Below are 24,654 nucleotides of genomic sequence, written 5' to 3'. Positions count from 1 at the left end.
CGTCCGTTCACGTCACGCCGGCGAATACTCCGCGCCGGCCAGCCACACCCGCCGGATGGCCCGGGTGGCCCTGATGTCCGCGAGCGGGTCGCCGTCGATCAGGACGAGGTCCGCTCGGGCGCCGGGGCGGACGGCGCCGCGGTCGCGCAGGCCGAAGGTCTCGGCCGGCAGGCTGGTCGCGGAGCGCAGGGCCTCGCGGGTGGTCAGGCCGGCGTGGACCAGCCGTTCCAGCTCCTCGTGCAGCGAGGTGCCGTAGGCCGGGTGGACCGGCACGCCGGGGGTCTGGTTGGCGTCCGTGCCCGCCAGGATCCGTACGCCCGCCCGGCGCAGCGCGGCGACGCTCGCCTCGGCGTTGGCGTAGTCGTAGCCCGGGATGCCGAGGTCGGCGAAGCCCCTCATCACGGTCAGCGTGGGCACGGCGACCCGGCCGCCGGACGCGTAGCGCGCGGCGGTGGCCGCGGGGAGGGGGCTGTCCAGGGGGACGTGGTGGATCACGTCGACCCCGGCCGCCAGGCTGACCTCGGCCGCCGCGGCCGAGATCGCGTGCGCCATGACCTGCTTGCCGCGGGCGTGCGCCTCCGCGGCCACCGCGGTCACCGTGGCCTGGGCGAGGCCCGGCACGTCCACGATGACCTTGATGTAGTCGGAGCCCTCGGCGATCCGCGCCCGCACGAAGGCACGCGCCTGCTCGGGACCGGTCAGCACCGCGTCCGCCGGGAAGCCGGGGATCTGGCTCTGCGGGCTGCCGGGCGCGACCGCCGGGGTGCCCGCGCTGCGGATGTCGGTCAGGCCGGGGCGGCGGCGCAGCGAGTCGACCAGCGCGGGCGGGAAGCACGCCATGTCCAGGCCGGTCGTGACGCCGTACCCGGCGAGCTGCTGGAGCGTGGAGACGTCCTTGAGGTGGAGGTGCGCGTCGATGAGGCCGGGGAGCAGCACGGCGCCCCCGCCGTCGATCCGGCGGGCGCCGAGAGGGTTGAGGCCGATCACGCCGCCCTCCACCACCACGGTGCGCGGCGCGGTCAGCGCCGTGCCGTCGAAGACCCGCACGTTGGTGAGGGCGAACCGGTCGAGGCCCGCGGTGGTCTCCAGAGGGGACGCGGAGGCGGGCGCGGCGAGCGCCTGCGCGCCCGCCACGGCGAGGCCGGCCGCGGCGGCCGTCTTCAAGAAACCACGCCGGTTCTGGTCGTGTTCGTCGTGCAGGCACATCGTTGTGGCCCTTCTGCCGGGGGAGGGGATGTGGTTGCTACAGCGCGAGCAGGCGTTCGGCGTTGCGGTGGGCGATCCGGGCGCGCTGCCCGGGGGAGAGGCGCGCGCCGCGCAGGAAGCCGACGGCCTGGGCGCTCTTCTCGAAGGGGTAGTCGATCGCGAAGAGGACGTTGTCGATGCCGACGGCCTGGATGGCGGCCCGCAGCATGGTGTCGTCCATGACGCCGGACGTCGTGATGGCGACGTTCCGGGTCAGATACTCGGAGGGCTTGCGCTTCAGCGCCACGCGGGTGGCGATGTTCTGGATCTGCACGTCGAGGCGCGGGATCTGGAAGGGCAGGAACTCGCCCATGTGGCCGAGGATGAGCCGGGCGCCGGGGAAGTCGTCGAAGACGCCGCCGAGGATGATGCGCAGCGCGTGGCCGCCGGTCTCCGCCGCCCAGGTGTAGAGGGGGCCGTTCAGTTCCGGCCGGTCCTTGGGGATGGCCCAGTCGCCGGCGGGGGCCGGGGTGGGGTGCAGGTAGAGGGCGGCGCCGAGTTCCTCCAGGACGGCCCACACCTCGCGGAACTGCGGCTCGTCCAAGTAGTGGCCGCAGGTGTGCCCGTTGACCAGGAAGCCCGCCATCCCGAGGTCCCGCATGGCCCGCCGGGCCTCCCGCACGGCCGCCTTCGGGTCCTGCAGGGGCAGCGTGGCCAGGCCGGCGAAGCGGGTGGGGTGCGCGGCGACGATGGCGGCCAGCGCGTCGTTGGCGACCTGCGCGTCCCGCACGGCGACGGCCGCGTCGGGCTGCATCTGCACGCCGGGCGGCGCGAGGGAGAGCACCTGCATGGTGACGCCGTTGGCGTCCATGTCGGCGAGCCGGTACCGGGTGATGTCCGGCAGCCGCCGCATCCACTCCGCGACGACCTCGGGCTTGAAGGGGATGGCGCCGTTCAGGGCGGTCCCCTGGGTGATGAGGCCCGGCAGCAGCACGGCCTCCTCGATGGCGATGATCTTCATACGGTCCTTCGGGCCGGGTCCGCCGCCGTGTGCCGACGCCGCGGTGGGGCCCGCCAGGCCGGCCGCCCCGCTCAGGGCCACTCCCGTCCCGGCCGCGGTGCCCAGCATCCGGCGTCTCGTCCAGTCGTCGTGCGTGCTCATGTCTGCCACTTCCTAGGAGGTGAGGCGGGCCGTCGCCGGCCGCGGGCTGCCGCGCAGGGTGTCGATCAGGGCGACGGGGTCGTCGGGAGGCTCGTCGCCCGACCAGGCGACGACCTGGTCCGGGCGGACGAGGAGGAGGCGGGCCCCGAGGGCGGCGGCGTAGCCGTCGCGCACGGACTCCGGCAGGCCGACCACGGTCAGGGGGACGCCCCGGGCCCGCGCCGCCCGCTCCAGCTCCGGGGCCGCGTCGGAGGCGCCGAGGGTGAGGAGCGTGAGGTCCGCGCCCAGCAGGTCGTAGAGGGAGCGGCCGTCCCCGAGGAACGCGTGGGGCAGGCGCGCGCCCACCCACGGGCCGTCGGGGACGTCGGGGAGGACCGGTGAGGAGGCGATGCGCAGCCCGAGGACCAGGTCGAGCGAGTGGAACTCCGCCTTCTTGGTCTCCTGGATCCGCGCCCCGGCCGCCCGGCGCACGGCGGCGCCCGCCGCGTCGTCGGCGTCGAGGCCGTCGGCGAGCAACTCCGTCGACAGCACGCGCATGTTGGCGGTCGCCTCGTCGATGACGCGTTCCTGGACGGGGCGCCGCTCGGCCTCGTAGCTGTCGAGCACCCCGGGACCGCCCCAGCCGGCCAGCACCGCCGCCAGCTTCCAGCCCAGGTCCACCGCGTCCCCGACGCCGGTGTTGAGCCCGTGGCCGCCGAACGGCGGGTTGAGGTGGGCGGCGTCGCCGGCCAGGAACACCCGGCCGCGGCGCATCCGGTCGGCGAGCTGCATGCGGGCGGTCCAGGGGTCGGTGGACAGCACCTCGGCCCGCACCGCCCGCCCCGCCACACCGTCGATGATCCGGTGGGCCTCCCGCTCCCCGGTCGCGCCGTCGACGCCGAAGGCGATCGCCCACCAGGTGCCGGCCCGGTCCAGCGGGCCGGCCAGCGCCGGGGCGGAGCCGTTGACGATCCAGTACTGCACGGCCGGGCCGTGGCGGACCTCCTCCAGGAGGCCCGGGCAGCTGAAGACCATGCCGAAGTTGGGGCGCAGGTCCGCGCCGCCGATGTAGCGGGAGCCGATCCGGTCCCGTACGACGCTGCGCGGGCCGTCGCAGCCGATGACGTACTCCGCCTCGACGACGCTCCGCCGCCCGGACGCGTCCTCGACCGTCACCGCGACCAGGTCGTCCTCCTCGGCCACCTCGACGACCCGGGAGCCGAGCACGAGCCGGCAGGCGTCCAGCTCCTCGACCGCCTCGCGCAGGACCTCCTCCAGGACGTACTGCGGTGCCTGCTGGCCGGTCTCCGGGAACCGGTCGCCCTCGGGGGCCAGGCCCAGGACGCCGGTGAAGCGCGACAGTTCGCGGCCGGTGAGCGAGGTGCAGAACACGACGTCGGTGGACCAGGTGGCGGGCAGCGGGGCGCGGGCCCGGAGCCGGTCGGCCAGGCCCCAGCGGCGCAGGTGCTCCATGGTGCGCACGTTGAGCGTCTTGCAACGGGGGCGGGCCCGGGAGACCCGCGGGCGCACCTCGACGACCAGGCACTCGACGCCGCGCCGGCCCAGCTCGACCGCCGCCGCGAGGCCGACGGGGCCGCCGCCGGCGATGAGGACCGGCACCCGGGGGTGCGCGGCGGGGGCGGGCATCAGCGCCCGGTCCCGGTGCCGGTGCCGGTCCCGGGCCGGGCCGCTGCCTCGGCCGCGTGATCGGCCGCCTCGGCCGCGTCCCCCGCTTCGCCGGCCGCCCACACCGCGCACTCCTCCGCGAACGCGAGCTGTCGCAGGTGCAGGGCGTGGCCCAGGAGGTGGTGGTCGATGCAGTGGCCCGTGCCCCGGGCCACGCTCGCGTCCACGAAGGGCGCCGCCGTGAACAGCCCGGCGAAGCGGGCGACGTCGGCCGGACCGCTGTCCCACAGCGCGTCGAACTCCGCCAGCGCGTTGTGCACGGGCACCCGCACCCGGGGGGCGATGCCGGCCAGCTGCTCCCTCGGCCACGCCGGGGCCTGGATCAACTCCCGTACCGGCACGGGGGCGTAGGACTCCCGTGCCTGGCGCAGCCCCTCGGCCCGGTAGGTGTGCGCCGGCCCGAACATCACCTGCTCCCGCCCCTCGTGCGGCAGGTCCACCGTCTCGTCCGGGGGCAGCGAGCCGAGGGCCTCCGCCGCTCCGCCGCTCGGTATGACGGCCCCCATCCCGGTCGCCGAGACGCCGATCAGGGGGAGGTCGGGGCGGGTGGCGGCGATCGTCAGGGCGATCATGCCGCCGATGGAGTGGCCGGCGAGGAACACACCCCGTGCTCCCAGGCGTTGGGCCGCCTGCTCCAGCGCGCCGGCCAGCAGTTCCGCGTGCCGGTCGAAGGTGTTGGCGTCCGGCGCCAGCGGCGTGCTGCCGCCGTAGCCCGGGCGGTCGAAGGCCACCACCGGGTGGCCGTGCGCGGTGGCCGTGTCGAGGAAGGACCCCTCGGGGGCGCCCGCGACGTCGAAGTAGCGCGCCGTGTACGTGCCGCCGTGCAGGGCGGCGATCAGGGGCTTGCGGGTCGGCCCGGCGGGGGTGGCGGTGAGCGCCGTGATCGTGTGCCCGTCGACCTCGTAGGTCGCGCGGTCGCGCTGGTCGGCCATCGGTGGCCTCCTCTCACTGAGCTACGACTGGGCTGCTTGCCGGAGCGACGGGTCAGTGGGCGACGGGCGCGTAGTCCTGCACGATCTGCTTGTGCTCCAGGAAGTCCTCCACCGAGGCCAGGCCCCCGAGCCGCCCCACGCCGCTGGACTTGAAGCCGCCCTCCTCGAACTCGACGGTCAGGTTCGCCCAGCTGTTGACCGAGACCAGGCCCGCGTCGAGCTGCCGCGCCACCCGCACCGGCCGGTCCGCGTCCCGGCTCCACACGCAGGCGCTCAGCCCGTACTCGGTGTCGTTGGCGAGCGCCACGGCCTCCGCCTCGGTGTCGAAGACCTGCACGGTCTGCACCGGCCCGAAGGTCTCCTCCTGGACGATGGGCAGCGCGGAGTCGGACACCGCGAGCAGGGTGGGGTGGTAGAAGGCGCCGCCCGCCAGCTCGGGGCGGGTGCTCGGGCCGCCCCGGACCAGCGGCTTGGCGCCGGCCGCGACGGCCGCCTCGACCGCCGCGTCCACCCGGGCGACCGACGCCTTGTCGATCAGGGGGCCGATCTGGCTGGCCGGGTCGGACGCCGGGCCCGGCCGCACGCTCTCCAGGCGCTCGGCGAGCGCGGCGGTGAACGCGTCGGCGATCTCCCGCTGGACCAGGACCCGGCTGCCCGTCATGCAGAACTGCCCGGCGAAGACGGTGCACGACTGGACGGCGGTGGCGAGCGCGGCCTCCACGTCGGCGTCGGCGAAGACCAAGTGGGGCGTCTTGCCGCCCAGTTCGAGGCCGACCCGCTTGAAGCGGGCCGCCGCGCCCTGGGCGACGAGGCGTCCGGTGGCGGTGGAGCCGGTGAAGCTGATGACCGGCACCCGCGGGGAGTCCACCAGCAGCCGGGCCACCTCGGAGCCGGACTCGACGACGACGTTCACCACGCCGCGCGGCAGTTCGGGGACCGAGGCGAGGAGCTCGCTCATCAGCGCCGCCGTCCGGGCCGCCTGCCCCGGCATCTTCACCACCGCCGTGCAGCCCGCCGCGAGGGCCGGGGCGAGCGCCCGGACGCACAGGTAGGCGGGCGAGTTCCAGGGCACCACGATCCCCGCGACCCCCACCGGCTGCCGGATCGACATGGCTTGGCGGCCGGGGTGGGTGTCGGTGACGCGGCCGTGCGGCTGGAGGGCGAGGCCCGCCGCGAACCGCAGGGCGCGGACGATGAAGTGCGCCTCGAAGCCGGCCTCGTGGCGGAGCTTGCCGTTCTCCCGGCACAGGGTGTCGACCACCTCGCCGAGCCGCGCGTCGTAGGCGTCGGCGAGGTGGCTGAGCGCGGTGGCCCGCACCATCGGGTCCAGGCGCCAGGTGCCCTCCGCGAAGGCGCGGGCCGCCGCGTCGACGGCTCGCCGCCCCTCCTCGGCGCCGCCGTCCGCGTACCCGCCGATCACCTCGCCCGTGGCCGGGTCGACGCTGTCGGAGGTGCGGGGCGAGCCGGCCCACTCGCCGTCGATCCAGTGCCGTGCGGTGTTCTCTGCGGCCATGCCGATGACTCCTTGCTGGGGGGGAGGGCGGGAGGTCAGAGGCGGAGCAGGCGCTCCGCGTTCAGGTGGGCGATCTTGGCCCGGTCGGCCTCGCTGACCGGGGCGTCGCGCAGGAACGCGGTGGCGGTCGCCATGTCCTCGAAGGGGTGGTCGGTGCCGAAGAGGATGTGCTCGGGGCCGAGGGCGAGCAGCGCGCACAGCAGGGGCGGGGCCGAGCAGACGCCGCTGGTGGTGATGTAGAGGTTGTGCCGCAGGTACTCCGAGGGGTTGCCCCGGGCCAGTTCCACGCCGTGGTGGTGGTGGAAGCCCCAGCGCGAGTCGAGCCGCCACAGGACGTACGGCAGGGACTCGCCCATGTGGCCGAGGAGCAGCTTGGCGTCGGGGAAGTCGTCGAAGACGCCGCCGAACACCAGCCGCAGGACGTGCGAGGCGGTCTCCGTGCCCCAGCTCCACATCGGGCCGATCAACTCGGGGTGGCCCTCCAGGACGTGCGGCGTGCCGACCCCGTTGGCGGGGTGCAGGTAGAGCGGCACGTCCAGGCCCTCGGCGTGCTCCCACACCACCCGCAGCGCGGGGTCGTCGAGGTAGCGGCCCTGGGTGTGCGCGTTGACCAGCGCGCCCCGCAGGCCCAGCTCCTTCACCGCGCGCTCCAGCTCCTTCGCCGCCGCCCGCGGGTCCTGCAGCGGCAGCGCGGCGAAGCCGGCGAAGCGGTCGGGATGGTCCGCGACCACCCCGGCGAGCAGGTCGTTCACCGCCGCGGCCCGGGTCACGGCGGTCGGGGCGTCGGGCTCGGCCTGGATGCCGGGGGCGTTCAGGGACAGCACCTGCGTGTCGAGGCCCGCGGCGTCCATCTCCGCCAGGCGCTCCCCGGTCAGGTCGAGCAGCCGGCGGGACGCCTCGCGCCAGCGCTCCGGCTGGGCGATCGAGGCGGATCCGGCGCCGTACTCCACCAGTTCGGGGGTGACGAAGTGCTCTTCGAGGCCGATGGTCCGCATCGCGGTGCTCCCTGATCGCCGTGCCTGCCGTATCGGGCTTCACTTATATGCATTGACTTCATCGATGGTGAAACCTAGGTTACGGCGGTGTCAACCCTTCGACGGGGGTGCGAGCGGACGGAGGAAGCCGATGGCGGTGGTGGACGTCGCGGTGGTCGGTTACGGCCCCGTGGGCATGGCGGCGGCGGCCCTGCTCGGGCAGCGGGGGCACCGGGTCGTGGTCCTGGAGCGGTATCCGGGGCTGTACAACCTGCCGCGGGCGGCGAGCTTCGACGACGAGACCATGCGCACCCTGGCGGGCCTCGGCGTGGCCGGGGAGCTGCTGCCCGGGCTGCGCGTGCAGGGGACGTACGAGTGGCGCAACGGGCGGGGCGACCTGCTCCTGGAGCAGTCCTTCGCCGAGCGCGGCCGGAGCGGCTGGGCGGAGTGGTACATGATGTACCAGCCGGAGCTGGAGGCGGCGCTGGACCGGCGCTGCCGATCGCTGCCGAACGTGGAGGTGCGGGCGGCGAGCCCGGTGGTGGCACTGGAGCAGGGCCCCGAGCACGTCGTGCTCACCACCGAAGGCCCCGGCGGACGGGAGGCCGTCCGCGCCCGGTACGTCGTCGCCTGCGACGGGGGCAACAGCTTCGTGCGGTCGGCGCTCGGGATCGCCTCGGAGGACCTCGGCTTCTCCGAGCCCTGGATGGTGTGCGACTTCCGCTTCCGCCGCCCCACGCCGGTACCGCCCGCCCTCCAGCTGGGCGACCCGTCGGGCCCGACCTCGGTCATCTCGCTCGGCCCCGCGCACCACCGGTTCAGCTTCATGCTGGACTCGGTGGACGACTTCGCGACGGAACGCGCCGCGGAACGGGTCTGGAAGCGGGTCGCCTCCCACCTCGCCCCGGAGGACGCCGACCTGATCCGCGTCGCCACCTACACCTTCCGCTCCCTCGCCGCCGAGCACTGGCGGCGCGGCCGGGTGCTGCTCGCCGGCGACGCGGCCCACCAGATGCCGCCGTTCCTCGGGCAGGGCATGTGCTCGGGCTTCCGGGACGCGCAGAACCTCGCCTTCAAGCTGGACCTCGTCCTGCGCGGGGCCGTGGGCGACGGGATCCTCGGCACCTACCAGAGCGAACGCGCCCCGCACGTCCGGGCGGTGACGGAGAAGGGCATCGAGCTGGGGCACCTCCAGACCCTCCGCGACCCGGCACGTGCCGCCGAGCGCGACCGCACGCTGCTGGCCCGCCGGGCCGCCGGCGGCACGACCCCGCAGCCCCTGCGCTTCCCGAGCCTGCGCGACGGCTTCTTCGCCGCCGTCTCGGCAGCGGGGCGCGGCGAGTTGTCGGTGCAGGGCGTCGTGGCCGACGGCGACCGCGCCGACCGGCTCGACCAGGTGGTGGGCGGCGGCTTCCACCTGCTCCTCCAGGAGCACCTGGTGGCGGCGCTGCGGGACGCCGGACTGCTCGGTCCGCTCGCCGGCGCGGGCGTCCGGGTCGTCGTGCCGGGCGAGCGGGCCGTCGAGGACTCACCCGTCACCCTGGTGCGCGACGTCGACGGCACCTACCGCGACTGGTTCGCGGCCCTGGACTGCGGGGCGGTGGCCGTGCGCCCCGACTTCTACGTGTACGGCACCGCCCGCACCCCCGCCGAAACGGCCGCGCTCGCCGCCGAGCTGCTGCGGGCGCTGGGCACGGACGCCCCCGGCTAGCCCGTACGAGTCACTATGATCGGCCGCGTGGCAGCTCAGCGACCCTCCCCGGCCGAGAACGGCCAGAACACCGAGTCGGCACCGGCCCGCCAGGGCATCCAGTCCGTCGAACTGGCGATGACGGTGCTGCAAGCCCTGGAGGAGGGGCGCGGGCCGATGAGCCTCACGCAGATCTCCGCGGCCAGCGGCATGCAGCCGAGCAAGGCCCACCGCTACCTCGTCAGCCTCACCCGCGTCGGCCTGGTCGCCCAGTCGCCCAGCTCGGGGCGGTACGACATGGGCCCGGCGATGCGCCGGCTCGGCGTGGAGTCGCTGCGCAGGATGGACGAGGTCGCGCTGGTCAGCGAGCACCTGCCCGGGCTGCGGGACCGCACCTCGCACGCGGTCAACCTGGCGGTGTGGGGCGACCACGGGCCGGTCGTCGTGCGCTGGGAGTACGGCGCCCACGCCCTGCCCATCACCGTGCGGGTGGGGGCCACCATGCCCCTGCTCAGCAGCGCCATCGGCGGCGCCTTCCTGGCCCACCTGCCCGCGCAGCTCACCGAGCCGGTGCTGCGCGCGCAACTGGAGGAGACGCCGCTGAGCCCCGCCACGCGGGAGCGGGTCGACGCGATCCGGGCCGAGGTGCTGGCCGGCGGGGTCGCCACCACGTACGGCGGCGTCATCCCGGGCGTCACCTCGGTGGCCGCCCCGGTCTTCACCGCCGGGGAGTCGCTGCCGCTCGTCGTCACCCTGGTGATGCCGACCCGCGGCGTCAGCGAGGAGGACCTCCCCGTCCTCTCGGCCGAGGTGCTGCGCTCGGCCCGGGCCATGTCGGAGGAGCTGGGCCGCTCGCGGCACGACGCCTAGGACGGCCCCGCCCTCAGCCGCCGTACGGGACCCAGGCGCGCTCGCCCGCCCCGTTCGTGCCGTACCAGTAGCGCGGCAGGCCCTTGATGCTCGTCGTGCGGAACGGGCGGCCGTGGTCGTCGATCCGCAGGGTGCCGGTGCGGCCCTGGGAGGACCAGTCGAGTTCGAGGTACCAGCGGGCGTCGTGGGCCAGCGTCGTCGCGTCGACCAGCAGGGCCTCCGGGTCCTCGGCGGAGACGCGGTACGGGAAGTGCACGGCCGGCACGGTGTGTTCGCTGTCGGCGCCGTCCGCGGGGCGGGTGACGGGGCGGTCGGCGTCGAGGTTCACGGTGAAGCGGCGGGGGGTGAGTTCGCCGCCGCAGCCCTGGTCCATGGCGTACGCGGTGCCGCCGGCCGGGGCGCCGCGGCTGACGATTCGGACGCGCAGCGCCTCCAGGACCACGGCGGTGGCGGACCGCCCCTGCACCGAGATCCGCACCATCGTCTGGTGCCCGTGCACCGCGCCCTGCGTCGCCGCCCACGCCGCCGCGTCCTGCTGCACGGGCGGCGGGGGCACCTGGGCGGGGGGCTTGCCGATGACGTAGTCGTGGCCGCAGCCCATGTTCCAGACCTGGGAGTCGGCGCTCCAGGTGAGGGGCGGGGTGCCGGTGGCGGGCTTCGGGTCGGCGGCCGAGGGGGGCCTGCCTGCGGTAGGGGTGGGGGTGGATGTGGTCGTGGCGGCGGGGGCCTTCTGCGAGCGGGGGGTGGGCGAAGACGTGGGGGCCTGCGAGGAGGAGGGGGACGGACTCGCCGTGGGGCTGGGGGTGTCGGAGGGCGCCGTCCGCCGGGGCGGGGCGGTGGGGGAGGCGGCCTCCGGTGCGGAAGGGTGGTCGTCGGCCAGGGCCGAGGCGAGGCCGAGCGTGGCGAGCAGGGCGCAGGCGACGGCGGCGGAGGCCAGGGCGCGCCGGCGGTGGTACCAGGGGCGGGGGGCGGGGGCGGGCTCGTCCGGGTCGGGGTCCGGGTCGGGCGCGGGTGCCGGTGCCGGTGCCTGTGCGGGTGCCGGGGTCGCCGCCCGCGCCGTGGCCGCCGGGACGGCCGCCGGACGGACCCGCCGGCGCGCCGCCAGCGCGGCCAGCCACAGCCGGTGCAGTTCGAGCCGCTCCTCGGGCGTCGCCGCGCAGAACGCCGCGAGCCGTTCCACCGGCGCGAAGTCCTGCGGCACCGCCTCGCCCGCGCAGTACCGGTGCAGCGTGGAGGTGTTCATGCTGACGCGGCGGGCCAGGGAGCCGTAACTCCGGTCCGTGCGGTCCTTCAGCAGGCGCAGCAGCGCCGCGAACTCCTCGACCTCGTCCCGAGTCGACACGCCCCGCCCCCGTCGTCCGCCCGCGTTCCCGTATCCCAGGTGCTCGTATACCTGCACGTCGGAGGGGCTGGGATGGTTCCACCGTGCCCGGCGGGGCGGGGATCGTTGCGGGCGGCTCCGGTGGTCGCCCATGCTCCTGGTGTCGCACCGACCAGGGCCGATCGGGCCCCAGCGATCACCGAACCACTCACTCACGGGGGACATCCATGCCCAAGCGCATCCGAGCAGGCACGCTCGTCGCAGGGGCCGTCGCGGCTTCCGCCGCGGCCGTCGCGGGTTCCGCCGTGGCGCTCGCCGGACCGGCCACCGCCGCTCCGAAGGCGCCCGGCTTCCTCACCGCCGCCGACCTGCCGCCGCCCGTCGGCACGGCCTGGACCGCGGGCCGGATCGCCGCCGGCGTCCCGGAGGAGACGACCGGGGACACCTGTCTGCGGGCGCTGCCCGGCCACCGCGCCGCCTGGCACCGCGACTTCCGCACCGACCTCGACACCCGCGCCCGCCAGACCACCGTGGTCCTGCCCGACGCCCGCGCGGCGCGACGGCTGGCCGCGCGGCTTGACGGGGACCTCGCGTCCTGCGCGGCCCGCATCGAACGGCTCGACCCGGACACGGAGGCCACCGGCCGGGACTACGGGACGCTGCCCGTCGAGGACGGCGCCCACGTCCACGGCGTCCACACCGAGACCTCCTGGGGCGCGAGCGACGTCCGGCTGCTGTCGGTCGGCCGCGACGGACGCACCGTCACCGTCGTCGACTGGGCGCGGCTCGGGGGCTTCGACGGCGTCCCGGTGCCCGCCTTCGAGAAGACCACCGTCAGCGCCGTGACCAAGCTGCGCTGACGGAGCGATCGGTGCCGCCCTCCCGTCTCGGGGGTCGGGAGGGCGGCCCGACCGATGAAACACTCATCACTGGGGGAGACAGACATGAACCGCACGATTCGCACCGCCCTCACCGCCGGCGTGCTCGCCGCCGCCCTCGGCCTCGGCGCCACCGTCCAGGCCACCGCCGGCACCCCGCGCACCGTCAGCGGCAAGCCGGCCGACGACATCACCCGCATCGCCGACTTCTACGGCGCCTACATCGACGCGGTCACCGACGAGGACAGCGGCGGCCTCGGTGACGCCCTGCGCGACCACTACCTCGGCGCCGGCTTCCAGAAGCAGCTCGACGCCTGGGAGGAGGCGAACCACGCCAACGGCGTCCTGCGCGCCCAGAACGTGCCGCTCGCCTGGAAGGTCACCGACAACGGCAGCACCGCCACCCGCACCGAGGCCCTGGTCACCCTCACCTGGAGCAGGAACAGCACGACCACGCTGGTCGTCGACCTGAACCGCGGCAGCCGCGAGATCGTCCGCATCGCGGAGAAGGGCGCCGCCACGAAGTGAAACCGCGGCGGCCGGTACGGCGGAAGGCGTCCCCGACAGATCCGAGGAGTTGTCGATCGGAAGGGGAAGACCGCCATGAACACTCGTGTCGCGGGTGCCGTCCTGGCCGCCGGTGCCGCCGTCGCGCTGTCCGCCACCGCCGGGGCCCCCGCGTGGGCCGCACCCGGTGCGCCGGGCGCGGCGGGCGACCAGGCCACCGTGTCGGTGCTGCACGGCGTGCCGGGCCTGACGGTGGACGTCTACGCCGGTGACACGGAGCTGATCCCGGACTTCGCGCCGGGCACGCTCACCGACCCGCTGAAGCTGGACGCCGGGTCCTACGGCCGTCGCCGGCACCGCGGTGAGCGCGGCGGCGGCCACGGCGGAAGCGGCGATGACGGTGGTGCGTGTGAGCATGGCCTCTCCTTGTGGGCTGAGCGTTCCGGAAGGCGTGCGGAGAGGGGTTCTTCCGGTACCGACGGGGCGGATTCAGCGAGTTGGGGGGCCGGCCGTCTTACGGAGCGGTGACATGCCGCGGCCGGCGCCCGGTCCAGGACCCCCGCGGATCTAGCGTGGCCTCATGCGCGTACTGGTCACCGGCAGCGCCGGGTTCATCGGGTCCCACGTCGTCGAGGCGCTGCGGGCGGGCGGGCACGAGGCCGTCCGCTTCGACGTGCGGGAGGACCCGGGGGCCGACGTCCGGGATGCCGGGGCCGTCGGCCGGGCGCTGGCCGGGGTGGACGCCGTCTGCCACCAGGCGGCCATGGTCGGGCTCGGCGACGGGGTCGTCGACGCGGCGGAGTACGTCTCGCGCAACGACCTCGGCACCGCCGTCCTGGTCGCCGCCATGGCGGAGGCGGGCGTGCGGCGCCTCGTGCTCGCCGGGTCGATGGTCGTGTACGGGGAGGGGCGGTACGAGTGCCCCCGGCACGGCGTGGTGCGGCCGGGGCCGCGGGCCGCCGCCGACCTGGACGCCGGCCGCTTCGAGCCGCCCTGCCCGGTGTGCGGCGCCGACCTGGCGCCCGGTCTGGTCGGCGAGGACGCCCCGGCCGACCCGCGCAACGTGTACGCCACCACCAAGCTGGCCCAGGAGCACCTGGCCGCCGCCTGGGCCCGCACGACCGGCGGGGCGGCGGTGTCCCTGCGCTACCACAACGTGTACGGGCCCCGGATGCCCCGGGACACCCCCTACGCCGGCGTCGCCTCCTTCTTCCGCTCCGCGCTCGCCCGCGGCGAGGCCCCGCGGGTCTTCGAGGACGGCCGCCAGCGCCGGGACTTCGTGCACGTGCGGGACGTGGCGGCGGCCAACGTCGCCGCCCTGGCGGCCGAGCGGCCGGCCGGGACGCTCACGGCGTACAACACCGGCAGCGGGGAGCCGCACACGGTGGGGGAGATGGCCCGCGCGCTCGCCCACGCCCACGGCGGCCCCGAGCCCGTCGTCACCGGCGGGTACCGCCTCGGCGACGTACGCCACATCACCGCCGACTCCGCCCGGCTGCGCGCCGAACTGCGCTGGCGGCCGGAGGTGGGGTTCGCGGCCGGCATGGCGGAGTTCGCGCGGGCCGACCTGCGCGAGGGATGAGGGCCGAGGGATGAGGTCTGCGGGCTGAGGGCCGAGGCCGGAGTGCTGGGGGCGGCAGTCCTCGTCAGCCCTCCACCACCGGCAGCGTGACCTCGAAGCGGCAGCCGCCGGGGATGTTGCGCACGGTGGCCCGGCCGCGGTGGGCCTCGACGATGCCCCGCACGATGGCGAGGCCCAACCCCGCGCCGGCCGGCGGCGTGCGCGCGTCCGTGCCGCGCCAGCCGGTGTCGAAGACGCGCGGCAGGTCCGCCTCGGGGATGCCGCCGCAGCCGTCGGTCACGGAGACCACGACGCCCTCGGGGGACCGCTCGGCGGCGACCGCCACCGTGCCGTCGGCCGGCGTGCGGCGGATCGCGTTGACCAGGAGGTTGCCCAGGACCCGGCTCATCTTCTGGCCGTCCACCTCGACGGGCAGGGCCGCCACCGCGTCGCCGACCAGCCGCACGCCGTGCTCGCGCGCCAGCGGGTCCGCGCCCGCGAGGGCGTCGCCGACGAGGTCGTAGAGGGAGATGCGGGCCGGCGTGAGGGGGAGCGCGCCCGCGTGGATGCGGGACAGCTCGAAGAGGTCGCCGACCATGGCGTCCAGGCGCTCCACCTCGGTGCGGATCTGCCGCAGATAGCGGCCGGGGTCGGTGGCGACACCGTCCTCCAGGGCCTCGGACATGGCGCGCAGGCCGGCCAGCGGCGTCCGCAGGTCGTGCGAGATCCAGGCGATCAGGTCGCGCCGCGAGCTCTCCAGGGCGCGCTCGCGTTCCCGGGCCTCGGCGAGCCGGGCGCTGGTCGCCGCCAGCTCGCGGCTGAGCGCGGCCAGTTCGGCGGTCGCGGGGGCCGTGGGTGCGGCGAATCCGCCGCCGTCGCCGAACGAGCGTGCCGCGGCCGTCAGTTCGCGGCTGCGGGCGACCACCCAGCGGCCGAGGAGCAGGGCGGTGGCCAGCGAGACGACGGCCGCCATCACCGCGACCGTGGTGACCACGGACAGGTCGTGCGGGGAGAGGAACATCGCCCAGGCGACGGCCAGGGTGCCGGCGAGCATCGCCAGGACGGCGACCGCCGTCACCACCGCGAGCGACGCGGTCAGCGAGCGCCGCCGGATCAGCCGCAGCACCCCCACCCCGAGCAGCCCGGTCGTGGCGGCGCCGGCGAAGGCGTAGAGCGCGATGAGCAGGGTGTCACGCACGTCGGTCCGCCTCCCGCCCCGCCGGGTCGAAGCGGTAGCCGACGCCCCAGACCGTCTGGATCAGCAGGGGCCGCGCCGGATCCTCCTCCACCTTGCCGCGCAGCCGCCGGACGTGGACGGTGACGGTGGACAGGTCGCCGAAGTCCCAGCCCCACACCCGGTGCATCAGGTCCTCCCGGGAGAACGCCCGCCCGGGATGCCGCAGGAAGAAGGCGAGCAGATCGAACTCACGCAGGGTGAGGGCGAGTTCGGTGCCGTCCTTCGTGGCCCGCCGGGCGACCGGATCGACGGAGAGGCCCGCCGCGGAGAGCGGTCGCTCCTCGGCGGCGGGCCGGGTGCGGCGCAGGACGGACTCCACCCGCAGCACCAGCTCGCGCGGGCTGAACGGCTTGGTCACGTAGTCGTCGGCGCCGACCTCCAGGCCGAGGACGCGGTCGTCCTCGTCGCCGCGGGCGGTCAGCATGATGACCGGCACGGGTCCGCCGCCCCGCAGCCGCCGGCACACCTCAAGGCCGTCCATGCCGGGCAGCATCAGGTCGAGGACCACCAGGTCGGGGCGGTGCTCCGCCGCCCGGGTCAGCGCGGACGGGCCGTCGCCGGCCCGGTCGACGGCGTACCCGGCGCGGTCCAGGTAGCCGGCGACGACCTCCGCCACCGTGGGATCGTCGTCGACGACCAGGACCCGGGCGGCGGCGGCCGGGGACGCGGGCTCGTGCTGCTGCTGCATGCGCCCAGCCTCGCACCGCGCCGGCGCGGACGGCCCCGGCGGGAGCGCCGGGAGTGGCGACGTCCGCGTTTCGTAAGCAGCGGGCGCCCGGTTCGTCCGATTCCGGTTCGTAGGGTGAGAGACGTGACCACCTCGTCCCCTCCGGACGTCGACGTCGTGCTGCCGTGCCTGGACGAGGCGGAGGCCCTGCCCTGGGTCCTCGCCCGCATCCCGGCCGGCTGGCGCGCCCTCGTCGTCGACAACGGCTCCACCGACGGCTCGGCCGACCTCGCCCGCGCGCTCGGCGCGACGGTCGTGTCCGAGCCGCGGCGCGGCTTCGGCGCCGCCTGCCACGCCGGGCTGAGCGCCGCGACGGCCGGCGTCGTCTGCTTCTGCGACTGCGACGCCTCCCTCGACCCCGGCCTCCTTGTGCCCTTCGTGGACGAGGTCCGGGCCGGCGCCGCCGACCTGGTCCTCGGGCGCCGGCGCCCCGAGGGCCGGGGCGCCTGGCCCGCGCACGCCCGGGCGGGCAACCTCGCCCTCGCCCGGATGCTGCGCCGCCGCACCGGCCTCGCCCTGCACGACCTCGGCCCGCTGCGCGCCGCCCGCCGCGAGGCGCTGCTCGCCCTCGGCCTCGACGACCGGCGCAGCGGCTACCCGCTGCAGATGGTGGTGCGCGCCGCCGACGCGGGCTGGCGGATCACGGAGCACGACGTGCCCTACCGGCCGCGCACCGGCGCCTCCAAGGTGACCGGTACCTGGCGCGGCACCTGGCACGCGGTGCGGGACATGCGCCGCGTGCTGGCCGAGGATCCCGTCCGTCCGCTCCCGTGTGAGGCGTCCGGGGACGGGAACTCACGATGAGCATGGCGCCCACCCTTCTCGTCATCGCCAAGGAGCCACGGGCGGGGCGGGTCAAGACCCGGCTCACCCCGCCCTTCACCCCCGCCGAGGCGGCGGCGCTGGCCGAGGCCGCCCTCGCCGACACCCTGCACGCCGTGGCCGCGGCGCCCGCCCGGCGCCGCGTCCTGGTGCTGGACGGCGCCCCCGGCCCGTGGCTGCCGCCCGGCTTCGAGGTCGTGCCGCAGTGCGCGGGCGGCCTCGACGAGCGGCTCGCGGACGCCTTCGCCGGCTGCGCGGGGCCCGCCCTGCTGATCGGCATGGACACCCCGCAGGTCACGCCTGAGCTGCTCACCGTGGATCTCGCCGGCTGCGACGCGTGCCTCGGCCCGGCCGAGGACGGCGGCTTCTGGGCGCTCGGCCTGGCCCGCCCCGACCCCGCCCTGCTGCGGGGCGTGCCGATGTCGACGCCGGTGACGGGGGCCGCGCAGCGGGCGCGGCTGCGCGCGGCGGGGCTCCGGGTGCGCGACCTGCCACCCCTGCGCGACGTGGACACCGCCGCCGACGCCCGGGCCGTCGCCGCGCTGGCCCCGGAGAGCCGGTTCGCCGCGCGGCTGGCCGCGTGCGAGGTGGCCGCCGGGCGCGGAGCGGGCCGTTGAGCGCCGGGCGCCTCGGGCCGCTCCCCGGCCTCGACCACCTGCCGGCCGCACCCCCCGCCTGGGCCGCCTCCGACCCGTACGCCGCCGCGCTGCGGGCCGGGTCCGGGCCGCTGTTCCTGCGGCGGGCCGACGGCTGGCTGCTGCCGCTGGACGTGGAGCGCTGGTGCGCGGTGGCCGACCCGGTCGACCTGGAGGTCCTCGACCGGTGCGAGGGCGCCGTGCTCGACGTGGGCTGCGGTCCGGGCCGGCTGGTGGCGGAACTCGCCGCCCGCGGCCGTACCGTCCTCGGCATCGACGTCAGCGAGGCCGCCGTCGCCCGCACGGTGGGGCTCGGCGGCCAGTCGCTGCGCCGCTCGGTCTTCGAGCCGCTGCCCGGCGAGGGCCGGTGGGGCACCGTCCTGCTCATGGACGGCAACGTGGGCATCGGCGGTGACCCCCGCGCCCTGCTGGCCCGCGCCGCCGCGCTGCTCCACCCCGGCGGGCTGCTGATCGCCGAGACCGCCCCGGTGGACGTCGACGAACGCGCCCAGGTGGAGGTCGTCGACGTCACCGACGCCCTCGCGGCCGGCAGCCCCTTCCCCTGGGCCCGGGTCGGCACGCCCGCCCTGCTCGGCCACGCCCGTGACGCCGGCTGGCGGACCGCCGGTCAGTGGGCCTCGGGCGGGCGCCGCTTCGTCGCGCTGCGCAACACCAGCAGCAGCGCCGAGGCCCCGAACAGCGCGGCCGTGATCAGCAGCCAGCGGGTCAGGAAGCCGTCCGCGGACAGCCCGGCGGCCGAGGCGTAGCCCCGGTCCACCCGCCCGCTGATCAGCGGGAACCACACGAGCAGCAGCAGGAGCGAGAAGGCGGCCGGGACGCGTACGTACATCGCGTACCCGCGCCGGCCGGCCGCGCCGAGGCCGCCGGTGACCACCCGGTCGGCCAGCGAGTACAGCGGCACCAGCACCAGGTCGTGCAGCAGGGCCGCCCCCACGAACCAGAGGGCCACCGCGAGCCAGTCGCCGGCCAGCAGCCGCACGCCCGCGTAGCCGGCGAGCGCGAAGGAGCACAGGAGCAGGAGGATCGTGAGGGGGCTGCCCGTCAGGGCGCGCAGCCCGCCGGTCGTCGGTCGCGGGGTCATCACAGGTCTCCGAAGGTCAGCCGGGCCACCCACTTGGTGTTCAGCACGCCCGGCGCGGCGGGCACGATGACCCGCGCCGGGAAGCCGTGGTCGGGGCTCAGCGGCTCGCCGTTGACGGACAGCGCGAGCAGCGACCGCCCGTCGGCCACCTGGTTGGCGCGCAGCGCCCCGCTGCGGAACGCGCCGTGCCGCTGGAGGGACTCCACGAACACGTCCGGCGGGTCGTCCGCGAAGCCGACCAGCGCCGCGAGGTCCCGCAGCCGTACCCCGCGCCACCACTGGGCGGACGTCGACCAGCCCTCGACGCAGGCGATGGGCAGCGCGGCGCTGGCCGGCGGCAGGGCGAGGAGGTCGGCGCGGCTCAGGCGGACGGTGCCCGAGCGCCCCCGGACGACGAGCCGCCAGGCGTCCTCGGCCGTCTCGGCCGGGGCGATGCCCGCGTAGGCGGCGGTCTTGTTGATCTGGAACCCGTTCGGGCCGCTCCCCGGGTCCGCCCAGCCGTGCGGGGCGAGCAGGGCCGTGCGGCGCAGGGCGTCGAAGCTGCGGCCGACGCTGGTCGCGAACAGCAGCAGCGAGCCCCCGCCGACCGCCCACAGCGCCCCGCGCCGCGAGACGGTCGGCTCGGCGGGCCGCGGGGAGACCAGCACGTCGGGTTCCGGGGCCGGCCCCTCCGGCTCCCCGGCCCGCATCCGCCGTACGGCGCTGACGGCGGCGGGAGTCTTCAGCACGGCGTGCGCGACGAACGCGGTGAAGAAGACCCAGGCGCCGTAGAAGTGCAGCGGGTAGAAGGAGCCGGGGAAGACGTAGTCCAGCTGGATGTTGAGCACCCCGGTGGCGAACTCGAACAGCGCGCCCCCGACCAGCAGGAGCAGCGAGATCCGCTCCAGGGCGTGGGCGAGCGAGCGGGCCGGCGGCAGGGCGAAGAGCCGCGGCACGACCGACCAGAGCTTGGCCAGCAGCACCGGGATCAGGGTCAGGCCCAGGGTGACGTGGACGCCCTGCGTCAGCCGGTACAGCCAGGTCGGGCCGGTCGGCCAGGCGAAGAGGTAGAAGCCCAGGATCCCCTTGTCCGGCGTCTTGTCGTTCACCGGGGACAGGTCCGGGTTGTACGCGGCGTAGGAGACCAGGCCGGTCACGAACATGACGGTGATCCCGGCGAGCAGGACGAGGCCGAGGACCGCGGTGAACCGGACACCGCGCAGCGGGCTGCGCCAGAAGCCGGGCGAGGTGGGCGAGGCGGGGGAGGAGAGCAGCCGTGGGGCGTGGTCGCGCATGTACCGACCGTAGGGCGGGACCCGCCCGGGACAGGCCCAACGACCCGTGACGAAACGCTGACGTCCGCCGTGTGCGCCGCCCGCCGCGCCCAGCCGCGTCCTACGGTTCCCGTGTGATCCGTCCCCCCGAGCCCCGTTCCCCCGCGCCCCGTCCCTCCGCCCCGACTCCCGCCGACCGCCCGCGCCGCCGCCCGCCTGGCGACGCGTACGCCGTCTCGGCCGCCGTGCTGCTGGTGCTGGCGGCGGTGTTCGTCGGGCGGCACATCCAGGCCACCGCCCACACCCTCTCGGTCGGCTGGCCGCCCCTGGTGGGCCGCTGGGACCCGCACGTGGGCCCGGGCACACCCGCCGCCGTCCTGGTGGCGGTGGCGACCGTGGCGTACGGTCCCGCCGTCGCCGCGCGCCTGCCGTGGCGGGCGCTGCTCCTCACGGCCTGGGGCGCGGCCATGGCCTGGATCTGGTCCCTCGCCCTCGTCGACGGATGGCGGGAGGGTGTCGTCGTCCGGCTCACCAGCCGCTTCGAGTACCTCCAGGTCATCGACCGCTGGCACGACATCCCCGCGACGCTGCGCGACTTCACCCGGCACATCCTGATCGACTCGCCCGACAACTGGCCCGCCCACACCGCCGGGCACCCCCCGGCGGCCACCCTCACCTTCGTGCTGCTCGACCGGATCGGCCTCGGCGGCGGCGGCTGGGCCGGCGCCTGGTGCATCACCACGGGCGCGACGGCCTGCGTGGCGGTCCTGGTGGCCGTGCGGGCGCTGGCCGGCGAACGGCTGGCCCGGCGCGCGGCGCCCTTCCTGGTCCTGGCGCCGGCCGCCGTGTGGATGGGGGCGTCGGCCGACGCCTGGTTCGCCGCGGTCGCGGCGTGGGCGGTGGCGGCACTCGCCCTCGCCGTCACCGGGCGCTCGGTGGGGTGGGCGGCGCTCTCCGGCCTCCTGTTCGGCCTGGTCTGCTACCTCTCCTACGGCCTCACGCTGTTCGCGGTGATCGGCGCGGCGGTGCTGCTGCTCGGCCGCCGCCGGGTGCGCGAGCGCCCCGTGCTGCTCGCGCTGCTGCTCGCCGGGTTCGTCGTGGTGCCGGCGGTGTTCACGGCGCTCGGCTTCGACTGGTGGGAGGCGTACCGCCTGCTGGTCACGCGCTACTACCAGGGCGCGGGCGGCAGCCGCCCCTACGGCTACTGGGTGTGGGCGAACCTGGCCTGCGCGGTGCTCATCACCGGCGTGGCCTCGGCGGCCGGGCTGCGGCGGGGCGGGGCGGTGCTGCTGCGCCGGCGGGGCGAGCGGGGTGTCGAGGAGCGGCGCCTGGCGTTCCTGGTGGCCTGCGTGCTGCTGGCGCTGCTGCTCGCCGACCTGTCCGGCATGAGCAAGGCGGAGACGGAGCGCATCTGGCTGCCCTTCGCCGTCTGGCTGCTGGCCGCCTGCGCGTTCCTGACCCGCCCCCGCGCCTGGCTGGCGGCCCAGGCACTCCTCGCCCTGCTGCTCAACCACCTGCTGGCGACGGGCTGGTGAGCCACGCCGAACGGCGGCGCGCCGGTCAGTCCCCGCAGCGCGCGCCGTCCGCGCCGCCGTGTTTGTTCGTGCCGACGGAGAGCGCGTAGACGACACCGCCGGGCGGTGCGGTCGGCGGGGGCGACCAGGGGGGGTGCGGAAGTCGAGCTGGAGGAGGAGGTGGCGGTCGCCTTCCGTCCTCGTCCAGCAGACGGTCACCGGGTCGGCCCCGCGCCTCCAGCCGGCCGCCGCGGCGGCGCGGGCGTAGTGCGCGACGACCCGCTCGGGCGGTCCGGCGAAGCCGTAGTAGCGGTCGGCGTGCAGCCAGGGCTCGACGCCGCTGTCGCCCGCCTTCCGTCCCCGTCAAGACGCTTCCTCCCACGACCAGTTCATTGCAGCCATATGAAACCTCCGCCCCCTCGTTGCGGGCGTATGAAACCTCCCGCCCCGGCCCCCTGACGCCGTTGCCGGGCGACTCCCCGTACTTCTACCGTCCGCGTGGGTCATGCCCATGACCAGCCCCGCCGGAACTCTCCGACAGGAGCACCACGTGCCCGAGCATCCGCACCCCCGTCCCCTCGGCAGACGCGGCTTCCTCGCCGCCGCCACCGCGACCGCCGCCGCCACCGCACCGGTCGGCGCCCTGCTCACCGCCGGCGCCGCCACCGCCGCGCCGGCCGCCGCGCGGCCCAACGTCCTGCTCATCGTCACCGACGACCAGCCCAAGGACACCGCGTGGGCCACCCCGCGCACCATCGGCTGGCTCGGCGAGAAGGGCGTGACCTTCCGCAACGGCCACGTCACCACGCCGCTGTGCGCGCCCTCCCGCTCCTCCGTCTTCAGCGGCCGGTACGCCCACGCGCACGGCGTCCGCAACAACGGCGCCTCCGCCGCCCTCGACCAGTCCCGCACCGTGCAGCGCAGGCTCGCCGACGCCGGCTACCGCACCGGCCTGTTCGGCAAGTACCTCAACTCCTGGCCGCTGGCCGACGCCCCGCCGCACTTCGAGGAGTTCACCCTCCTCCAGCCCGCCTACGACGACGCCCGCTACAACGTGAACGGCACCGTCAAGACCATCCCCGGCTACAGCACCGACATCGTCCGCGACCGCGCCCTCGCCTTCCTCGACAAGGCCGCCACCGACACCCGCCCCTGGTTCGCGTACGTCACCCCGTACGCCTCGCACAGCCCCAACGTGCCCGCGCCCCGGCACGCCGACGCCGCCGTGCCCGCCTGGAACGGCCGCCCCTCCGTGCCCGAGCCGGACGGCGCCGACAAGCCGCCCTTCATCCAGGACGCCGGCGCCACCCTCGCCGACGGCCGCGCCGTGCGGGCGAAGCAGCTGCGCAGCCTGCTCGCCGTGGACGAGGCGGTGCAGGCGTTCCACGACAAGCTCGCGCAGCTCGGCCAGTTGGAGAACACCCTGGTCCTCTACATCGCCGACAACGGCTTCACCTGGGCCGACCACGGCTGGACCAAGAAGTCGGTGCCCTACACCCCGGCGCACGCCGTCCCGCTGCGGCTGTCCTGGCCCGCCGCCGGCCTCGACCGCGGCACCACCGACGACCGCATCGCCGCCAACATCGACATCGCCCCCACCCTGCTGGCCGCCGCCGGGCTCGCCCCCGACACCGGCCACGACGGGCACTCCCTGCTCGGCACCGCCGACCGCGACCATCTGCTGGTGGAGTTCTGGAAGCAGGGCACCGCGGCCGGCGGCCCGCCCACCTGGGCGTCGTACGTCGCCAAGGATCGCCAGTACACCGAGTACTACGACCTGCACACCGACGCCGCCGGCACGGTGAGCGGCACCGGCCGGGTCACCTTCCGCGAGTACTACGACCTGGCGGCCGACCCGTACCAGCTCACCAACCTGCTGCACGGCGCCACCCCGGCGCGCGAGCGGGAACTGGGCATCCCCGCCCTGGCCGCGGCCCTGGCCGCCGACCGCACCGCCTGACCCAGGCCCTCAGTCCAGGTCGGACAGGTCGAGGACGAAGCGGTAGCGGACGTCGCCCCGGCCCAGGCGCTCCAGCGCCTCGTTCACCTGCGCCGAGGGCAGCACCTCGACGTCGGCCGCCACGCCGTGCGCGGCGCAGAACTCCAGCAGCGCGGCGGTCGCCGGCCGGCCGCCGCTCCCCGCCGAGCTGAGCTTCTTGCGGCCGATCAGCAGGTCCATCGTCTCGACGGTGACCGGCCCGAGGTGCCCCAGGTGGCTCAGCGTGCCGTCCATCGCGACGAGCCGCAGGTAGGGGCCGAGGTCGTGCGGCGCGGAGATGGTGTCGATGACGACGTCGAAGCTGTCCCGCGCCGCCGCCAGCTGCTCCTCGTCGGTGGAGACGAGCAGCGCGTGGGCGCCCAGGCGGCGGGCGTCGGCGGCCTTCTCGGGGGTGCGGCTGAGCACCGTGACGGTGGCCCCGAGCGCCACGGCCAGCTTGACCGCGAGGTGGCCGAGCCCGCCGAGGCCGGCCACCGCGACCCGGCTGCCGGGGCCGACGCCGAGGGTGTGCAGCGGCTCCCAGACGGTGATGCCGGCGCAGAGCAGGGGCGCGGCGGCGGCCGGGTCGAGGCCGGGCGGCAGCGGGTGGGCGAAGCCCTCGCGGACCACGTACTCCCGGGCGTACCCGCCCAGCGTGGTCGAGCCGTCCTCCCGGTCGGTGCCGCCGTAGGTGAGCGTCGGGAAGGCGTGGCAGAAGTTCTCCTGGCCGGCACGGCACATGGCGCAGGTGCCGCAGGAATCGACGATGTTGCCGACGGCCACCGCGTCCCCGGGCGCGAAGCGGGTCACCGCGGCCCCGGTCTCGGTCACCACGCCGGTGAACTCGTGGCCCGGCACGAGGGGATGATCGGCCGACGCGTCGTACCCGCCGAGCGCGTGCAGGTCGGTGTGGCAGACCCCGCAGTGGTCGACGCGCACCGCGAGGTCGTCGGGGCGCAGGTCGCGCCGGGTGAGGGAGGTGGGTCGCAGCGCCGCGGGCGAGCCGTCGGCCTGCCATCCGGTGGTGGTGCGCATGAGGATCTCCTCAGACAGACTGTTCGGTCTGCTTCGAGAGTAGGCACACCTCGGGCCGCCAGGCAAACCAACCGTTCTGTCTGGTAGCGTCGT

General features: G+C 75.8%; 22 protein-coding genes. 11 read left to right on the top strand and 11 right to left on the bottom strand.

Going from position 1 to position 24,654, the window contains the following annotated elements; genetic code table 11:
• Positions 1-12: 12 nt before the first annotated feature.
• From ACGFZL_RS01435 to ACGFZL_RS01410, 6 genes are read right to left on the bottom strand one after another with little or no spacing between them, the layout of a single operon-like run.
• Positions 13-1,206: an amidohydrolase family protein gene (locus ACGFZL_RS01435; RefSeq protein WP_393688142.1), complete on the bottom strand. Its 1,194-nt coding sequence runs from the start codon at positions 1,204-1,206 to the stop codon at positions 13-15.
• Between the two features lie 37 nt (positions 1,207-1,243).
• Positions 1,244-2,347 (bottom strand): amidohydrolase family protein, encoded by a 1,104-nt coding sequence (locus ACGFZL_RS01430; protein WP_393688140.1) that lies wholly within the window; start codon positions 2,345-2,347, stop codon positions 1,244-1,246.
• A gap of 12 nt (positions 2,348-2,359) precedes the next feature.
• The gene (locus ACGFZL_RS01425; RefSeq protein WP_393688138.1) at positions 2,360-3,973 is read right to left on the bottom strand and encodes an FAD-dependent monooxygenase; all 1,614 of its coding nucleotides are present in this window, start codon (positions 3,971-3,973) and stop codon (positions 2,360-2,362) included.
• Positions 3,973-4,944, bottom strand: a complete 972-nt coding sequence (locus ACGFZL_RS01420; protein WP_393688136.1) for an alpha/beta hydrolase — start codon at positions 4,942-4,944, stop codon at positions 3,973-3,975. Before ACGFZL_RS01420 ends, ACGFZL_RS01425 begins: the two co-directional genes overlap by 1 nt.
• A gap of 52 nt (positions 4,945-4,996) precedes the next feature.
• On the bottom strand, positions 4,997-6,457 hold the full coding sequence (locus ACGFZL_RS01415) for an aldehyde dehydrogenase family protein (protein WP_393688134.1): 1,461 nt from the start codon (positions 6,455-6,457) through the stop codon (positions 4,997-4,999).
• A gap of 35 nt (positions 6,458-6,492) precedes the next feature.
• Complete coding sequence (locus ACGFZL_RS01410) at positions 6,493-7,452, bottom strand: amidohydrolase family protein (protein ID WP_393688133.1); 960 nt, start codon at positions 7,450-7,452, stop codon at positions 6,493-6,495.
• A gap of 130 nt (positions 7,453-7,582) precedes the next feature.
• Here ACGFZL_RS01410 and ACGFZL_RS01405 point away from each other — a divergent pair, with 130 nt between their 5' ends.
• Together ACGFZL_RS01405 and ACGFZL_RS01400 are read left to right on the top strand one after the other, a co-directional pair.
• Positions 7,583-9,142, top strand: a complete 1,560-nt coding sequence (locus ACGFZL_RS01405; RefSeq protein ID WP_393688132.1) for a bifunctional 3-(3-hydroxy-phenyl)propionate/3-hydroxycinnamic acid hydroxylase — start codon at positions 7,583-7,585, stop codon at positions 9,140-9,142.
• Positions 9,143-9,169: 27 nt separating this feature from the next.
• Entirely contained in the window at positions 9,170-9,991 is an 822-nt protein-coding gene (locus tag ACGFZL_RS01400; RefSeq protein WP_393688130.1) for an IclR family transcriptional regulator, read from the top strand.
• A 13-nt stretch (positions 9,992-10,004) separates the two neighbouring features.
• Here ACGFZL_RS01400 and ACGFZL_RS01395 read toward each other — a convergent pair whose 3' ends face one another.
• A complete protein-coding gene (locus ACGFZL_RS01395) occupies positions 10,005-11,333 on the bottom strand; it encodes a helix-turn-helix domain-containing protein (protein ID WP_393688128.1) in 1,329 nt (442 codons plus the stop codon).
• A gap of 206 nt (positions 11,334-11,539) precedes the next feature.
• Between ACGFZL_RS01395 and ACGFZL_RS01390 the strand changes: the two genes are divergently transcribed.
• From ACGFZL_RS01390 to ACGFZL_RS01375, 4 genes are all read left to right on the top strand, one after another.
• Positions 11,540-12,172, top strand: a complete 633-nt coding sequence (locus ACGFZL_RS01390; protein WP_393688126.1) for a hypothetical protein — start codon at positions 11,540-11,542, stop codon at positions 12,170-12,172.
• Between the two features lie 84 nt (positions 12,173-12,256).
• On the top strand, positions 12,257-12,718 hold the full coding sequence (locus ACGFZL_RS01385; protein WP_393688124.1) for a hypothetical protein: 462 nt from the start codon (positions 12,257-12,259) through the stop codon (positions 12,716-12,718).
• Between the two features lie 75 nt (positions 12,719-12,793).
• Positions 12,794-13,225, top strand: coding sequence for a DUF4397 domain-containing protein (locus tag ACGFZL_RS01380; RefSeq protein WP_393688122.1), 432 nt, complete (start codon positions 12,794-12,796; stop codon positions 13,223-13,225).
• A 52-nt stretch (positions 13,226-13,277) separates the two neighbouring features.
• On the top strand, positions 13,278-14,279 hold the full coding sequence (locus ACGFZL_RS01375; RefSeq protein WP_393688120.1) for an NAD-dependent epimerase/dehydratase family protein: 1,002 nt from the start codon (positions 13,278-13,280) through the stop codon (positions 14,277-14,279).
• Between the two features lie 64 nt (positions 14,280-14,343).
• Here ACGFZL_RS01375 and ACGFZL_RS01370 read toward each other — a convergent pair whose 3' ends face one another.
• Together ACGFZL_RS01370 and ACGFZL_RS01365 are read right to left on the bottom strand one after the other, a co-directional pair.
• Entirely contained in the window at positions 14,344-15,456 is a 1,113-nt protein-coding gene (locus ACGFZL_RS01370; RefSeq protein ID WP_355166409.1) for a HAMP domain-containing sensor histidine kinase, read from the bottom strand.
• Positions 15,449-16,183: a response regulator gene (locus ACGFZL_RS01365; protein ID WP_393688117.1), complete on the bottom strand. Its 735-nt coding sequence runs from the start codon at positions 16,181-16,183 to the stop codon at positions 15,449-15,451. Before ACGFZL_RS01365 ends, ACGFZL_RS01370 begins: the two co-directional genes overlap by 8 nt.
• A 114-nt stretch (positions 16,184-16,297) precedes the next feature.
• Between ACGFZL_RS01365 and ACGFZL_RS01360 the strand changes: the two genes are divergently transcribed.
• The 3 genes from ACGFZL_RS01360 to ACGFZL_RS01350 are packed head-to-tail and all read left to right on the top strand — an operon-like array spanning position 16,298 to position 18,446.
• The gene (locus ACGFZL_RS01360) at positions 16,298-17,026 is read left to right on the top strand and encodes a glycosyltransferase family 2 protein (protein WP_393688115.1); all 729 of its coding nucleotides are present in this window, start codon (positions 16,298-16,300) and stop codon (positions 17,024-17,026) included.
• Positions 17,023-17,661 carry a DUF2064 domain-containing protein gene (locus tag ACGFZL_RS01355; protein WP_393688113.1) on the top strand — a complete coding sequence of 213 codons (639 nt, stop codon included), beginning with the start codon at positions 17,023-17,025 and terminating at the stop codon, positions 17,659-17,661. Before ACGFZL_RS01360 ends, ACGFZL_RS01355 begins: the two co-directional genes overlap by 4 nt.
• Positions 17,658-18,446: a methyltransferase domain-containing protein gene (locus ACGFZL_RS01350; protein WP_355166417.1), complete on the top strand. Its 789-nt coding sequence runs from the start codon at positions 17,658-17,660 to the stop codon at positions 18,444-18,446. The genes ACGFZL_RS01355 and ACGFZL_RS01350 overlap by 4 nt, the downstream gene beginning before the upstream one ends.
• Before the next feature lie 334 nt (positions 18,447-18,780).
• Here ACGFZL_RS01350 and ACGFZL_RS01345 read toward each other — a convergent pair whose 3' ends face one another.
• The gene (locus ACGFZL_RS01345; RefSeq protein ID WP_393688110.1) at positions 18,781-20,055 is read right to left on the bottom strand and encodes a molybdopterin-dependent oxidoreductase; all 1,275 of its coding nucleotides are present in this window, start codon (positions 20,053-20,055) and stop codon (positions 18,781-18,783) included.
• A gap of 116 nt (positions 20,056-20,171) precedes the next feature.
• Here ACGFZL_RS01345 and ACGFZL_RS01340 point away from each other — a divergent pair, with 116 nt between their 5' ends.
• Both ACGFZL_RS01340 and ACGFZL_RS01335 read left to right on the top strand, forming a co-directional pair.
• Complete coding sequence (locus ACGFZL_RS01340; RefSeq protein WP_393688653.1) at positions 20,172-21,569, top strand: hypothetical protein; 1,398 nt, start codon at positions 20,172-20,174, stop codon at positions 21,567-21,569.
• A 529-nt stretch (positions 21,570-22,098) separates the two neighbouring features.
• On the top strand, positions 22,099-23,508 hold the full coding sequence (locus ACGFZL_RS01335; protein ID WP_393688108.1) for a sulfatase: 1,410 nt from the start codon (positions 22,099-22,101) through the stop codon (positions 23,506-23,508).
• 9 nt (positions 23,509-23,517) lie between these two features.
• On the opposite strand, the gene ACGFZL_RS01330 is transcribed toward ACGFZL_RS01335, so the two are convergent.
• The gene (locus ACGFZL_RS01330) at positions 23,518-24,561 is read right to left on the bottom strand and encodes an NAD(P)-dependent alcohol dehydrogenase (RefSeq protein ID WP_393688106.1); all 1,044 of its coding nucleotides are present in this window, start codon (positions 24,559-24,561) and stop codon (positions 23,518-23,520) included.
• Between the last annotated feature and the right edge of the window lie 93 nt (positions 24,562-24,654).

Source organism: Streptomyces sp. NPDC048182 (assembly GCF_043202555.1).
Classification (GTDB): Bacteria; Actinomycetota; Actinomycetes; order Streptomycetales; family Streptomycetaceae; genus Streptomyces.
The sequence above is the reverse complement of the archived record's forward strand: the minus strand, read 5'-3'. Positions and strand labels throughout refer to the sequence as shown.